Raw genomic sequence first — 13,346 nt, 5'->3', positions numbered from 1 at the left:
GGCCGCGCTCAATCCGTCCCCGCCGGATCGCGCGTCGCCACCAGGCCCAGCGCCTTGAAGCTCATCACCAGTTCGTCGTTCTGGTTGAAGACGCGCGTCTCGCCCTTGATGATGCCCATTTCCGGCCGCGTCTTGCTGCGGCGCTTTTCGAGCAGCGTGTTCTCGCAGCGCAGCGTATCGCCGGGGTAGACGGGCTTGATCCAGCGCAGTTCGTCGACGCCGGGGGAGCCGAGGCCAGCCTGCTTGTTGTTGAGCAGATTCGCCACTGTCATCGACATCGTCATGGCGGCGGTGTGCCAGCCGCTGGCCGAAAGGCGGCCGAAGTGCGTCGCCGCTGCCGCATCGTCATCGAGGTGGAAGGCCTGCGGATCGTATTTCCGCGCGAACTCCATCACCTCCTCGCGGGTCACTTCGTAGTGGCCGAACTTGGTCACTTTGCCGACCACCAGATCTTCGTAGTATTGCATCAGATCAATACCTTATACATTGAACTTGAAGTGCATCACGTCGCCGTCGCGCACCACGTATTCCTTGCCTTCCTGCCGCAGCTTGCCCGCATCGCGCGCCGCCGCTTCACCGCCCAGCGTGACGAAATCCTCGTAGGCGATGGTTTCGGCGCGGATGAAGCCGCGCTGCATGTCGGAATGGATCTCGCCCGCCGCCTCGGGCGCCTTGGCCCCGGCATGGACCGTCCATGCCCGCGCTTCCTTGGGGCCGACGGTGAAGAAGGTGAGGAGATGGAGCAACTCGTAGCCCGAGCGGATGATCTTCGCGAGGCCGGCTTCCTCCAGCCCCAGCGCGCTGAGGAATTCGGCGCGGTCCTCCACCGGCATGGTCACGATATCGGCCTCGATCGCGGCGGAAACGATCACGGCGTTGGCCCCTTCCGCCTTCGCCTTTGCGAACACGCGCGCGGAGAAATCGTTGCCGGTGCCGGCAGCTTCCTCCTCGACATTGCAGACGTAGAGCACCGGCTTGGCGGTGATCAGCTGCGCCTGCGCAAAGACGCGCGCTTCCTCGTCGTCCTTCGGCACCGTCAGCCGCGCGGGCTTGCCTTCGCGCAGCAGATCGAGCGCCTGGCCCAGCACCGACGCAGTGATCTTCGCTTCCTTGTCGCCCTGCGCGGCCTTCTTCTGCGCGGCGGGCACCCGCTTTTCCAGGCTTTCAAGGTCAGACAGCATCAACTCGGTCTCTACCGTCTCGGCATCCGAGATCGGATCGATCTTGTTGTCGACGTGCTGGATATCGACGTTTTCGAAGCAACGCAGCACATGGACGATCGCATCCACCTCGCGGATATTGCCGAGGAACTGGTTGCCGAGCCCTTCGCCCTTCGATGCCCCGCGCACGAGGCCGGCGATATCGACGAAGCCCAGTTGCGTCGGGATGATCTTCTGGCTGCCGGCGATCCGCGCCAGCTCGTCAAGCCGCGGATCGGGAACGCCGACATTGCCGATATTGGGCTCGATCGTGCAGAACGGATAGTTCGCTGCCTGCGCCGCCTGCGTCTCGGTCAGCGCATTGAACAGCGTCGACTTGCCCACATTCGGCAGCCCGACAATCCCGCAGCGAAAACCCATGACGTGTTCCTTGTCTGGTGCAGCAGGCGAATGGCTTGCCCGCTGCCGTGAAGCGCGCGATGGTATCGCGCGGCGACAAGGTCAAGGGGGCGCAGGCGATATGAAGCAGTGGATGGCATGGCTGATGCTTTTGCTGGCGGCCTTTGGCGGGGCCGCCGCGCACGCTGCCGACGGCGCGCCGCATCAGGCACAGGCGGTCAAGGTGACCACGCTCTCGACGATGCTGACCGACTACGGCACGCTGGGCGAGTGGGGCTTTGCCGCGCTCGTCGAGGTCGATGGACGGCGCATCCTGTTCGATACCGGCGCCAATCCGGAAACCGTGCTGAAGAACGCCGAAGCGCTCAAGATCGATCTTTCGAGCGTGGAAGAGGTGGTCATCTCGCACTTCCACGATGATCATACCGGCGGCTTGCTGACCTTGCGCAAGGCGCTGATGCAGAAGAATCCGGCGGCGCTTTCCCACCTCTACGTGGGTGAGGGCATCTTTGCGCCGCGCTATGGCAAGGACGGGCAAAGCGGCACCGAGAACGACTTTCCCGCGCTCGCCAAAGCTTATCTCGATACCGGCGGGCGGGTCCAGCAGCTCTCGGGACCGGCCGAGATCGCGAGCGGCATGTGGCTGACCGGTCCGGTGCCGCGCGGCCATGACGAGACCAACTGGAACCCCGGCCTCACCGTGAAGACGGGCGGGCAACTCGTGCCCGATACGCTGCGCGAGGATACCTCGCTGGTCATCGCGACGGCAAGCGGGGTGGTGATCGTCACCGGCTGCGGGCATGCCGGGATCATGAACATCGCCGATGCCGCGCAGACGATCACCGGCGATGCGCGGCTTCATGCCGTGATCGGCGGCATCCACCTGTTTGCCAAGCCCGATGCGGTGCTGATCGCCACCGCCGTTCGTCTCAAGGGCCTTGCCTATCTGCTCGGAGCACATTGCACCGGCATCGAGGCCACGGTGCGGCTGCGCGAGCTGCTCGGGCTCGATCGGCGGACTGCGGTGATCGCAGCGGTCGGTTCCAGCTTCACGCTTGGCAAGGGCATTGCTGCCGGACAGATCGCCGGTTGGACCGGGTAGATTCACGCCTCCTTCACCAAAATTTCAAGGATTGGCGCTTAGGTCCGTTCTGAATGTATGGCCGCGTGCCTGACCCGCAGGCGCAGAAGGAACGCACCTGATGAACCGGATTGCCCCGCCGACGCTTGCCCCGTCGACGCTTGTACTGTCGGTGCTTGCGCTTGCCCTCGCAGCGGGAGGATGCAGTCCCGATCCCAAGGCGCTCGCGGACAAGGCGCGCGCCGAATTTGCCGCGCATCAGTATCTGGCGGCGCAGACAGACCTTGCCGCGGCGCTTGCGGCCAATCCGGGCGATGCGGGGCTGATCGAACTACAGGCGCGCAACGCGCTGGCGATGGGGGACGGCATCGCGGCGGGGGCAAGCCTCGAAAGGCTGGGGAGCCTTCGCAAGCCTGCCGATTTCCATCGGCTGCTCGCCGAAGCTGCACTCCTGCGCGGGCAGGCGCAGGATGCGCTCGCCGCGCTGGGTGACGACAAGTCCGCCGCCGGGCTGCGGCTGCGCGGCCTCGCGCTGATCGCGCAGGGCGACAAGCCCGGCGCCCTCGCAGCCTTTCAGGCCGGTCTTGCGGCCGAACCGCGCAGCGCTCCGCTGCTCGCCAGCCTTTCGCGCCTGAAGCTGCTGGAAGGCGATACGGCAGAGGCTCGCCGCCTTGCCGATTCTGCGCTGGCCGCGGATGGCAATCTGCTTGATGCCCTGCTTGTCGATGCCCAGGTCGCGACCGCCGAAGGCCGGCTCGGCAACGCGCTGGCCGCCTATGCCAAGGCCGGCAAAGGCTATCCGGGCAATCTCCCCGCACTTACCGGGCAGGCCGGCATTCTGGGCGATCTCGGGCGGACGGACGAATTGGCCGCGCTGCTGTCTGGCTTCCAGGGCCAGAGAACTGACGGCACGCTGGCCTATCTGAAGGCGCGTCTTGCCTCGGCGAAGGGCGACTGGAACGCCGCACGCGACATTCTTCAGGCCAACGAGGACAAGCTCAAGGACCGCGACGACGCCAATGTGCTTTATGCGCAGGCGCTTACGCAGATCGGCCAGCCCGAACAGGCCCGCGCCCGCCTCGCGCCGATGCTCGCCCGCCACCCCGAAAGCGTCGTGCTGCGGCGTGAACTGGGCAAGGCGCAGCTTGCAGGCAACGATGCGGCCGGCGCGGTGCAGACGCTGATGCCCTTCGCGCAGAGCAAGTCTGCCGCGCCCGATGATCTGCGCCTCCTTGCGAAGGCAGCCGAGGCGGCGGGCGATCCCAATGCGGCCTTCTTTGCAGCGCGGGCGCGCTATCCCTCGCCGCAATCGCTGGGGCAGGCGCTGAGTGCGGCTGATACGGCGATGAAGGCGAGCAACTGGGGCAATGCGATCCTTGCCTACGATCAGATCCTTGCGCTGACCGATGGGCGCAGCGCGCTGGTGCTCAACAACATGGCCTGGGCGCAGGCGCAGGTCGGCAATACCGACAAGGCGCTGCAGTTCGCCCAGCGCGCCATCCAGGTCGCGCCGGAAGATCCCTCGGTCTTGGATACGCTCGGCTGGCTGCTGTTCCAGAGCGGCAGCAACAAGAACCGTGCGCTCGATCTGCTGCGCCGCGCTGCGCAGAAGGAACCGCAGAACCAGACGATCGCCAAGCACCTCGCGCAAGCGCAGCGCGGCTGAACGGCACACGCAGAAGGGCCCCGACCGCGTGGTCAGGGCCCTTCCGCTTGTGTGGGGCTCAGGAAATCGCGGGATCAGGCTGCGGCGAAGCGCACCTGCGCGACCTGACGGCGACGGCGTGCCAGCGCGAGGCCGATGATGCCCGCGCCGAACAGGCCCAGCATGCCCGGCTCCGGCACCGGCGTGCCGCCCGTCGAGGTGCTGCCGCCGCTGGTCGTGCTGCCGCCGCTGGTGCTGCTGGTGATCGTACCCGCGCCGCTGGCCGAGGTGATGCCTTGCACGCCGGTGATCGACTGGTAGCGCACATAGAAGTCGCTCAGCGTCAGCGCGGAAACCGGCGAGGCAAAGCTCAGTGTGAAGCTGCCGGTGCCGCTCTGGCCTGCGGTGAGGCCGCCGCTGCCGCCGCCCGCGCAGGCGCCCGTCGAAGCATCCTTGAAGCAGACGTCGACGGTGCCGATGCCGTTGGGATAGTTCGAGTTGAGCTGGGTGTAGCTGTAGGCACCGGTCGAAGCAGCGCCCGAGATCGTGGGATCGGTGTTGAACGCGAAGCTCGAGATGCGCGAGTCGGTCACCGGCGCGGAGGTGGTGTTCGCCACCGAATAGTCGAACGTGTAGTCATTGCCCGAAACGCCGGTGAGCGTGAACGTGGTCGAACCGGTCAGGCCGTCGATCGACGCGCCGCCAGCGCCCGAATAGCCGTTGTAATCCAGCGTGATCGCCTTGCCGATGTCGGCCGCGTTGAACAGCATCGAGTCCGCCAGCGCCGGGGTCGCGACGGTCAAGGATGCCGCGATAGCGAGTGATGCGAACTTGAAATACTTGGTCATGGCCCTGCCCCTGAGTGGTTAAATTCTGATCCCACACACCTTAAGCAAACACCATGCCAGCGGCGTAAATCCACCATTTCGGATGATTAACGATATCCCGCTTGTAAACCATACCGACGTATTGCCGCGCTGCATGGCACGCGCGCTTTTTCACCGAAACTTCAGGGCTTAGGTAGTATTGGTGAGCGTGATGAAGCGCGCTGCACTCCTTGCTATCCTCCTGCTGGCCTCGGCCTGTTCGCGCACCGATCCGGCGGCGCAATTCGCTGCGGCGCAAAAGGCCTTCGCGGCGGAGGATTATGCCGCCGCGCGGACGCAAGTGCTCAGCGCGCTCGATGTCGACAGCGCCAACCGCGATATGCTGCTGCTCTATGCGCGCACCCAGCTCAAACTGGGCGATGGGGACGGCGCGCAGGCCACGCTCACGCATCTGGAGGAAGCGGGCTTCACCAGTGCCGAACTCGTAAGGATGAAGGCGGAGGCGGCGATCCTGCGCGGTCAGCCGCAGGCGGCGCTGAACCTTCTCGGGCAGGACAACGGCGCGGAAACGTGGCGCCTTCGCGCAGCGGCACACAGCGCGCTCGACAACGCCCCCGCCGCGCTCGAAGCGCTGCGCCGGGGCCTCGCCGCCGATCCGCGCAACTTTGCGCTGGTGCATGATTACGCGCAGTTCCTGATCTCCGCGCAGGACTATCCCGCCGCCGGCAAGGCGGTCGAAACCTTGCGCCAGCTCGCACCGGGGCGGCTGGATACACTGATGATGGCTGGAACACTGGCCGCGCAGCAAGGGAAGCTCGAAGCGGCCAGGAAGAGCTACGGCGCAGCCGCCGATGCCTTTCCGGCGCGGGTGGAACCGCTGACGGCCCTCGCCAGCCTTGCGGACATGGAAGGGCAGGTCGATGCGGCGCAGCTGATCGTCGCGCGGGCCGCGAAGATTGCCCCCAGCCATCCCGAAGTGATCGACCTTTCGGTGCAGCTCGCATCGGAAAAGGGTGACTGGGAAACGGTGCGCAAGACGCTCGCTTCGCAGGAGGCCACGCTCGATCCGCGCTCGGCAAACGCAATGAGCTATGCCGAGGCGCTGCTGCGGCTGGGCCACCCGGAACAGGCGCGGGCGATGTTTGCGCAGGCGCTGCTGCTTTCGCCGCAGAACCCCTACGCGCGGATCATGCTGGCCGAGGCGCAGCTGGCGGTTGGCGACGCCCGATCTGCCCTGCGCACGGTCCAGCCGCTGTCAGACAGCGTTCTGGCCGGTGAGCGCGAGCTCGATCTGGCGGTACGCGCGGCGCAGGCAGCGCGCGATCCGTCTGCCGGTGCGCTTCTCGCGCGGCTGAAGTCGCCTGCCCTGAAGGTCAACCAGCAGCTCGCCAAGGCAGGGCAGGCCGCGCTTGCCCGGCAGGACTGGCCTGCGGCACTGGCAGCCTTCGGGCAGATCCCCGGGCACGAGAACGATGGTGAGGTGCTGCGCCGCATGGCGCTTGCAGCTGCGCGCGCCGGGCAGGTGGATGCCGCGCTGGGCTATGCCGATCGGGCGCTCGAACTTGCGCCGCGCAATGCCGATATGCTGCATACGGCCGCGCTGGTCCGGCTCGAAGCGGGCCGCGACCGTGATCAGATGCTTCGGCTGATGAAGGAAGCCAGTCGGCTCGATCCGGCGAACCACCTGTTTCGTGCCGACCTTGCGCGCGCGGTAGCCGGCGGCGGCTGATCAAACGGGGCATGCGGATCGCCCGGATGTCCCTGCGCTGATCTAACCCCTTGATAACTCGCCCTGACGGTCCTTCACGGGTCGCTTGGCGGCCCCGTGAAGGACTTGGTGGGGCAAGGGGTCGTTCAGGTTCAGCGGCGGCGGCGACGCGCCAGGGCAAGGCCGACGAAGCCGAGGCCCATCATGCCGAGCATGCCCGGTTCGGGAACCGGAGTGCCGCCCGAGGTCGAGCCACCCGAAGTGGTCGTCCCGCCAGTGGTCGTGGTGGTGCCGCCAGTGGTGGTGGTGCCGCCGGTGGTGGTGCCACCCGTGGTGGTGCCACCCGTGGTGGTCGTGCCGCCCGTTGTCGACGTGGTGGTGGTGCCGCCGGTAGTGGTGGTGCCGCCCGTGGTCGTCGAGCTCGTGCTGGAGCTGCCGCACATGGTGCCGCCGGCCGGGTGGCCGCAGTTGCAATAGTGGGTGTGCTTCACCCAAGCCGAAGCTGGCTGCGAGATCATGGCTGTGCCGAGGAGGGCCGCCGAGGTAAGCAGGATACGTTTCATGGTTTAGTCCCCTTGCCAGTAAACCGTGGTTAAACCCTGACAAAGCAAACTTGATGCCAAATACGCATTTCTGCCGATTATGCTGGTTAACGCCTGTTCGTACGTTACGTCACTGTAAGCCAGCCCGACGCTTGGACTGGTTAGGCCGTAAACTCATGAACCGCGCCATCGAGGCGACCAAATGGCGAACATATCGGGCCAAGGCGCCCGCCGGGAAGGCTGGTTGCCTTTCCAAGGGCGCGTTGGTTCGAGATGGAAGCCAATTGGTCGCCCCGAAGGGGTTTAGGGCAGAATGGCCCATTGCTGCGTCGGTAAGGCTTGAGATATCGACATATCCCTGCGCCTTCCCTCCTTACACTGAGCCATTTTGCCCTAAACCTCGATGGCGCGGTTTATGAGTTTACGGCCTAATTCTGGCGTAGCGCCACGTCGTTCATGAAGCGCACACTGTCCCCGCGAGCGAGCCATTCCGCCTCTCCGGCCACGGCGCCGAGCATGGTGATGAGGTCGTCCTGCTCCGCCTTGGCGAAGTTGCCCAGGACATAGCCGGTCACCCGGTCCTTGTGTCCCGGATGCCCGATGCCGAGCCGCACGCGGCGGAACTCCGGGCCGATATGCTGGTCGATCGAGCGCAGGCCGTTGTGCCCGGCATGGCCGCCGCCCTGCTTCACCTTGACCTTGAACGGCGCGAGATCGAGCTCGTCATGAAACACCGTCAGCGCGTCCGGCCCGAGCTTGTAGAAGCGCAGCGCCTCGCTCACCGCGCGGCCGCTTTCGTTCATGAAGGTGGCGGGCTTGAGGAGGATCAGGCGCTCGGAGCCAATGCGGCCGTCCTGCACCCAGCCCTGAAACTTCTTCTGGACCGGGCCGAAGGAATGCACCTCGGCAATGGTATCGAGCGCCATGAAGCCGACGTTATGCCGGTGGAGGGCGTATTGGGGTCCGGGATTGCCGAGACCGACCCAGAGCTGCATGGCGAGGGTCTTCCTATACGGGGCTGGCGCCAGGAACGGTAAGCTTGATCGGGATAGGCCAGTACCGGTCCCTCACGCAGGGCGAGAGGGACCGGACACATGGCTTTTCGCAGCGCATGGCTGCGGGCATCAGGCCAGGTAGGCCTTAGATGCGCAGGAAGTCCGCGTGAAGCGGGCGTTCGGAAACCGGGTGGAACGCAACATCCTTGGGCTGGGTGCGCACGGTAACGCCGCCGACGGTGAGCTCGATGATCGAATCGAAGAACTTGCCGGTGCCAAGCTGGCGGCGCAGTTCCTTTTCCTCGACGTGGATCGCAACCGGATCCTGATTGCCGCCGTAGATCACAGCGGGTGTGCGGCCTTCGCGACGAAGTGCACGGGAGGCTCCCTTGCCAGCCCGTTCACGCGTCTCGGCCGGCAGATGCAGCGTATCGCTCATGTGTCCGTACCTTCACGTTTATGTGTCAAACCGATTTCCTTGCGCCACGCCTCCAGGGATGACCATGTACGCCAAGAAGCGGCGGCCCTTAGCGTGTATCGCGGAAAAAGCAAGCAGAAGCGGGTTTATCTGGGTTCGCGCAGAGGCGCAGAGGCGCGGAGAAGAAGGCAGTTGGATTCGCGCAGAGTTCGCAGGGATCGCAGAGATGTCTAGCGGCGGCGAAGCCGCTATAATTCATTGCGTATGCGCAAGGGCGCGATCAATGCCTGCGGCGCACAGCCTCTTTGCGATCTCCGCGCCTCCGCGCGAACCTTAATAGACCCGCTTCACCTGCCACCCGCGTGCTTCGAGCAGGCGCGGGAGGCCGTCTATCCCCGCCACATGCGCCGCGCCCACCGCGATGAAGGGCTTGGCGCCCGCTTTCAGCATGGCGTTGATCTGATCCGCCCAGGCCAGATTGCGCCGCGTCAGCAGCGCGGTGCGCAGTTCGGGATCGGCGAGGAAGCCAGTCTGCGCCTCGCGCGCGATGCCCAGTTCGTCGCCGCGCAGCCACAGCGCCAGCATGTCCTTGTCGTCATCGCGGCTGTCCGCCGCCTCGTGCGCAACCTGCTCCAGCAGCACCGACTGCGCGCGCGGCGGTAGCGTATCGAAAATGCCGAACTGGCTGTCGATCGTCTCAAGCCCCGTGACCGGCTTTGAGCCGATCACCTTGCGTAGCTCGGGCTCTACCCCGCTGTCGGGCTGCATGCCCTGCTTGAGCCCGCCGATGGCCGCAATCTGCAGCGCCACGGCCCAGCTTTCCTGATCCTTGAACTGCCCGTCGTTCAGCGAAAGATCCTTGTAGACCTTGGCAAGATCGCTGCGGAACTTGGGCTCAACCCGCTCGCTCGGCGGCGGCAGGCCGGGGGTGAAGGCAAGCCGGCCCAGCGCTTCGCCCGCCACTTGCGGATTGAGTGCTTCGCCGATCTCCAGCACCAGCCGGTCCGCCCCGCTGATCGCGTTGTCGATGGCTGGGCGGCGCCAGTTGGTGCGCGGAGGCAGCGAATGCACGGTTCCGAGCAGCCAGCCGTGGACCCCGGTGCTGTCCGAAATCGCCCAGAGCGCAACCTTGGCGGGCTCTTCGGGCGGCGGTGTGGCCGCCCCGCAGGCCGCAAGGCTGATGAGCAGGCAGCCGGCCAACAGCTGCAGGAGCCGGGTGAGGGGGGAGGGATGGCGCTTCATCGCCCCATCGGGATGGACCAAGCGCGCAGGCGAAGCAAGAACCGCGCGCCTCCACGGTTGATTTGCCCCGGTTGATTTGGGAGCGCCAATCCGCCAAAGCGCGCGGGCCATGGCTGATACTGATAAACCCGCTTCCACCCCTCTCAGCGTGCAGGACATGATCCTCACGCTCCACGCCTATTGGGGCGCGCGGGGATGCCTGATCCTCCAGCCTTACGACATGCGCATGGGCGCGGGCACCTTCCACCCGGCGACGACCTTGCGCTCGCTTGGACCCCAGCCGTGGAATGCCGCCTATGTCCAGCCCAGCCGCCGGCCCACCGATGGCCGCTATGGCGAGAACCCGAACCGGCTGCAGCACTACTACCAGTACCAGGTGATCATGAAGCCGAGCCCGGCGGACTTTCAGGAGCTTTATCTGGGCAGCCTGTTTGCCATCGGCATCGATCCGCTGCTCCACGACATCCGCTTTGTGGAAGACGACTGGGAATCGCCCACGCTTGGCGCCTGGGGGCTGGGCTGGGAAGTGTGGTGCGACGGCATGGAAGTCTCGCAGTTCACCTATTTCCAGCAGATGGGCGGCTTCGATTGCAAGCCGGTCGCGGGCGAACTGACCTACGGACTTGAGCGCCTCGCGATGTATATCCAGGGCGTCGACAACGTCTATGATCTGCGCTTCAACAATCACGGCGTCAGCTACGGCGAGGTTTTCCTCGAAAACGAGAAGCAGATGTCGAAGTGGAACTTCGAGGTAGCGGACACCGAAACGCTCTTCGAAGGCTTCCGCCGCGCTGAGGCCGAGTGCCGCAAGGCATTGGAAGCCAAGGTTCCCATCGCCGCTTACGAGCAGGCGATCGAGGCGAGCCACTTGTTCAATCTCTTGCAGGCGCGCGGCGTGATCTCGGTGCAGGAACGCGCCAGCTACATGGGCCGCGTGCGCGATCTCGCGCGTGGCTCTTGCGAGGGTTACATGGAGAAGTACCGCCCCGAATGGGAAGCGAAGTTCCCGGGGTGGACGGCATGAGCACCGCTGATTTCTTGCTGGAACTGCGCTCGGAAGAGATCCCCGCGCGGATGCAGGCCGGCGCGCGCGCCGATCTCGAAAAGCTGTTCCGCCGCGAAATGCAGGCCGCTGGCCTCGCAGTCAGCGAGATCACCGTCTGGTCCACCCCGCGGCGCCTGACGCTGATCGCGAAGGGCCTCCCGCTCGCCACTGAGGCGGTGCACGAGGAAACCAAGGGCCCGCGCACGTCCGCGCCTGAACAGGCGCTCGAAGGCTTCCTGCGCAAGACCGGCCTTTCCAAGGACCAGCTGACCGAGCGTGACGGCGTTTGGTTTGCCATCGTTGAAAAGCCCGGCCGCGCTGCTGCCGATGTGCTCGCCGAAGCGATCCCAGGCATCATCCGCGCCTTTCCCTGGCCCAAATCGCAGCGCTGGGGTGCCGCCAGCCTTGCGCCCGACAGCTTGCGCTGGGTGCGCCCGCTTTCGGGCATCATTGCGCTGCTCGGCGGCGAAGTGGTGGAATGCGAGATCGGCGGCATCCGTTCAGGCCGCACCACCATGGGCCACCGCTTCCACCACCGCGGCGAAATTCAGATCGACGGCGCAGACGACTACGCCGCCAAGCTGCGCGCTGCCCACGTCATCGTCGATCATGCCGAGCGCGAAGGCATCGTTCGTGAAGGCGCGCGCAAAGCCGCCGCCGAAGCCGGCCTCGTGCTGGTCGAGGACGAAGGCCTCGTCATCGAGAACGCCGGCCTCACCGAATGGCCGGTGCCGCTGCTCGGCCGCTTTGACGAGGCGTTCCTCGAAGTTCCGCCCGAAGTCATCCAGCTCACCGCGCGCGTGAACCAGAAGTACTTTATCTGCCGGGATAGCGCCGGAAAGCTCGCCAACGCCTTCGTCTGCACCGCCAATATCGCCGCGCACGATGGCGGCGCGGTCATCGTCGGCGGCAACCGCAAAGTCCTCGCCGCGCGTCTTTCCGACGCCCGCTTCTTCTGGGAGCAGGACCGCAAGACGCCGCTTTCCGCGCAGGCTGAAAAGCTGGCGCGCATCACGTTCCACGAAAAGCTTGGCACCGTTGCCGACAAGGTGGAACGGGTGGCCAAGCTTGCCGAATGGCTCGCGAGCGAAGGGATCGTCCCCGGCTGTGATCCGGCGCAGGCACGCCTCGCGGCAGAGCTGTGCAAAGCCGATCTCGTCACCGAAATGGTCGGCGAATTCCCCGAACTCCAAGGCTTGATGGGCGGCTACTACGCCCGCGCCGAGGGTCTGCCAGATGCTGTCGCCCAGGCGATCCGCGATCACTACAAGCCCGTCGGGCAGGGCGATGATGTGCCCACCGCGCCGGTCACGGTGGCCGTGGCGCTGGCAGACAAGCTGGATACGCTGGCCGGGTTCTTCGCCATCGATGAGAAACCGACCGGCTCAAAAGATCCCTTCGCATTGCGCCGCGCCGCAATCGGCGTGATCCAGATCCTTCTGACGGCACAGGTCCGCTGCAATCTGTCTCCTGCCTTCCACAATGCGATCGCCAGCGTCTTCCGCTCGGTGCTCGACCGGGCCATCGCAGGCGATCCCAACTTTGCGATGTATATCGAGAAGGTCTGGAAGGTTCAGCCGCACCCGTCTCTCCCGGCGGCAGAGTTTGCAGCGCGGATGGAAGATTTCGCCGCTGAGCTCGGCGATTTCGAGATCAAGCTCGAACCCTATTCGGAACTCGCGCTGGAGTTTCTGCGCTCCGCACCTGCGGTGATGGGCAAGACCCCCGCCTTGCTCCTCGCCTTCCTCGCTGACCGCCTGAAGGTTCAACAGCGCGAAGCCGGCGTCCGCCACGATCTGATCGACGCGGTCTTCGCGCTTGGCGGTGAGGACGATCTCGTTCGCCTGCTTGCCCGCGTCCATGCGCTCCAGGCCTTCGTCACCACCGAGGACGGCGTGAACCTCCTCGCCGGCTACAAGCGTGCTGCGAATATCCTCAAGAAGGAAGAGTACGCTCCGCTCGCCGCCGACTATGCTCGCGAGACCGCCGAACAGGCCCTCGTCGATGCGCTCGATGCCGCCGAACCCCGCGCCGAAGCGGCTGTTGTTGCGGAAGATTTCACCGCCGCCATGGCCGCGCTCGCCACGCTGCGCGCGCCGATCGACGCCTTCTTCGAGGGCGTCACCGTGAACGATGCCGACCCGGCCAAACGGGCAGGCCGTCTCGGGCTGCTTGACCGCTTTCGTGCTGCAGTGCACAAAGTTGCGGACTTTTCCCGCATAGAGGGCTAAAGCCCGCCACAAATTTCAGGCGAATCCGGGCAAACCGGACGAGAATCATATTC

11 protein-coding genes and 1 pseudogene are annotated in these 13,346 nt (G+C 65.5%); 5 read left to right on the top strand and 7 right to left on the bottom strand.

The features are described 5' to 3' along the window. Positions 1–8: 8 nt before the first annotated feature. Together ACO06X_RS04040 and ychF are read right to left on the bottom strand one after the other, a co-directional pair. Complete coding sequence (locus ACO06X_RS04040; RefSeq protein WP_421838708.1) at positions 9–467, bottom strand: MaoC family dehydratase; 459 nt, start codon at positions 465–467, stop codon at positions 9–11. A 12-nt stretch (positions 468–479) separates the two neighbouring features. Further along, entirely contained in the window at positions 480–1,580 is a 1,101-nt protein-coding gene (gene ychF / locus ACO06X_RS04035; RefSeq protein ID WP_421838707.1) for a redox-regulated ATPase YchF, read from the bottom strand. A 100-nt stretch (positions 1,581–1,680) separates the two neighbouring features. Here ychF and ACO06X_RS04030 point away from each other — a divergent pair, with 100 nt between their 5' ends. Further along, a complete protein-coding gene (locus tag ACO06X_RS04030; protein ID WP_421838706.1) occupies positions 1,681–2,661 on the top strand; it encodes an MBL fold metallo-hydrolase in 981 nt (326 codons plus the stop codon). A 100-nt stretch (positions 2,662–2,761) separates the two neighbouring features. Next, the gene (locus tag ACO06X_RS04025; RefSeq protein ID WP_421838705.1) at positions 2,762–4,306 is read left to right on the top strand and encodes a tetratricopeptide repeat protein; all 1,545 of its coding nucleotides are present in this window, start codon (positions 2,762–2,764) and stop codon (positions 4,304–4,306) included. A 74-nt stretch (positions 4,307–4,380) separates the two neighbouring features. Here the strand turns inward: ACO06X_RS04025 and ACO06X_RS04020 are convergent, their stop codons facing one another. Next, positions 4,381–5,133, bottom strand: a complete 753-nt coding sequence (locus ACO06X_RS04020) for a cistern family PEP-CTERM protein (RefSeq protein WP_421838704.1) — start codon at positions 5,131–5,133, stop codon at positions 4,381–4,383. 190 nt (positions 5,134–5,323) lie between these two features. On the opposite strand from ACO06X_RS04020, the gene ACO06X_RS04015 reads away from it, so the two are divergent. Next, positions 5,324–6,841 (top strand): tetratricopeptide repeat protein, encoded by a 1,518-nt coding sequence (locus tag ACO06X_RS04015; RefSeq protein WP_421838703.1) that lies wholly within the window; start codon positions 5,324–5,326, stop codon positions 6,839–6,841. A 131-nt stretch (positions 6,842–6,972) separates the two neighbouring features. On the opposite strand, the gene ACO06X_RS04010 is transcribed toward ACO06X_RS04015, so the two are convergent. The 4 genes and pseudogenes from ACO06X_RS04010 to ACO06X_RS03995 form a co-directional block, all read right to left on the bottom strand. After that, positions 6,973–7,383 carry a PEP-CTERM sorting domain-containing protein gene (locus tag ACO06X_RS04010; RefSeq protein WP_421838702.1) on the bottom strand — a complete coding sequence of 137 codons (411 nt, stop codon included), beginning with the start codon at positions 7,381–7,383 and terminating at the stop codon, positions 6,973–6,975. A 407-nt stretch (positions 7,384–7,790) separates the two neighbouring features. After that, positions 7,791–8,357, bottom strand: a complete 567-nt coding sequence (gene pth / locus ACO06X_RS04005; protein ID WP_298169109.1) for an aminoacyl-tRNA hydrolase — start codon at positions 8,355–8,357, stop codon at positions 7,791–7,793. Positions 8,358–8,505: 148 nt separating this feature from the next. Continuing rightward, positions 8,506–8,796: pseudogene (rplY, locus tag ACO06X_RS04000) on the bottom strand (50S ribosomal protein L25); the annotation flags it as partial. Between the two features lie 312 nt (positions 8,797–9,108). After that, the gene (locus tag ACO06X_RS03995; protein ID WP_421838701.1) at positions 9,109–10,017 is read right to left on the bottom strand and encodes a TraB/GumN family protein; all 909 of its coding nucleotides are present in this window, start codon (positions 10,015–10,017) and stop codon (positions 9,109–9,111) included. Positions 10,018–10,126: 109 nt separating this feature from the next. Here ACO06X_RS03995 and ACO06X_RS03990 point away from each other — a divergent pair, with 109 nt between their 5' ends. Together ACO06X_RS03990 and glyS are read left to right on the top strand one after the other, a co-directional pair. After that, complete coding sequence (locus ACO06X_RS03990; protein ID WP_421838700.1) at positions 10,127–11,041, top strand: glycine--tRNA ligase subunit alpha; 915 nt, start codon at positions 10,127–10,129, stop codon at positions 11,039–11,041. Next, complete coding sequence (gene glyS / locus ACO06X_RS03985) at positions 11,038–13,293, top strand: glycine--tRNA ligase subunit beta (protein WP_421838699.1); 2,256 nt, start codon at positions 11,038–11,040, stop codon at positions 13,291–13,293. Before ACO06X_RS03990 ends, glyS begins: the two co-directional genes overlap by 4 nt. Positions 13,294–13,346 lie beyond the last annotated feature (53 nt).

It is taken from the genome of Novosphingobium sp., from assembly GCF_965229225.1.
GTDB lineage: Bacteria > Pseudomonadota > Alphaproteobacteria > Sphingomonadales > Sphingomonadaceae > Novosphingobium.
This window is presented reverse-complemented; position numbering and strand designations above follow the sequence as displayed.

What these genes read in the sequence shown, in the direction of transcription:
- ACO06X_RS04040 (WP_421838708.1), bottom strand. Translation starts at nt 467, where the DNA reads ATGCAATACTACGAAGATCTGGTGGTCGGCAAAGTGACCAAGTTCGGC.
- ychF (WP_421838707.1), bottom strand. Translation starts at nt 1,580, where the DNA reads ATGGGTTTTCGCTGCGGGATTGTCGGGCTGCCGAATGTGGGCAAGTCG.
- ACO06X_RS04030 (WP_421838706.1), top strand. Translation starts at nt 1,681, where the DNA reads ATGAAGCAGTGGATGGCATGGCTGATGCTTTTGCTGGCGGCCTTTGGC.
- ACO06X_RS04025 (WP_421838705.1), top strand. Translation starts at nt 2,762, where the DNA reads ATGAACCGGATTGCCCCGCCGACGCTTGCCCCGTCGACGCTTGTACTG.
- ACO06X_RS04020 (WP_421838704.1), bottom strand. Translation starts at nt 5,133, where the DNA reads ATGACCAAGTATTTCAAGTTCGCATCACTCGCTATCGCGGCATCCTTG.
- ACO06X_RS04015 (WP_421838703.1), top strand. Translation starts at nt 5,324, where the DNA reads ATGAAGCGCGCTGCACTCCTTGCTATCCTCCTGCTGGCCTCGGCCTGT.
- ACO06X_RS04010 (WP_421838702.1), bottom strand. Translation starts at nt 7,383, where the DNA reads ATGAAACGTATCCTGCTTACCTCGGCGGCCCTCCTCGGCACAGCCATG.
- pth (WP_298169109.1), bottom strand. Translation starts at nt 8,357, where the DNA reads ATGCAGCTCTGGGTCGGTCTCGGCAATCCCGGACCCCAATACGCCCTC.
- ACO06X_RS03995 (WP_421838701.1), bottom strand. Translation starts at nt 10,017, where the DNA reads ATGAAGCGCCATCCCTCCCCCCTCACCCGGCTCCTGCAGCTGTTGGCC.
- ACO06X_RS03990 (WP_421838700.1), top strand. Translation starts at nt 10,127, where the DNA reads ATGGCTGATACTGATAAACCCGCTTCCACCCCTCTCAGCGTGCAGGAC.
- glyS (WP_421838699.1), top strand. Translation starts at nt 11,038, where the DNA reads ATGAGCACCGCTGATTTCTTGCTGGAACTGCGCTCGGAAGAGATCCCC.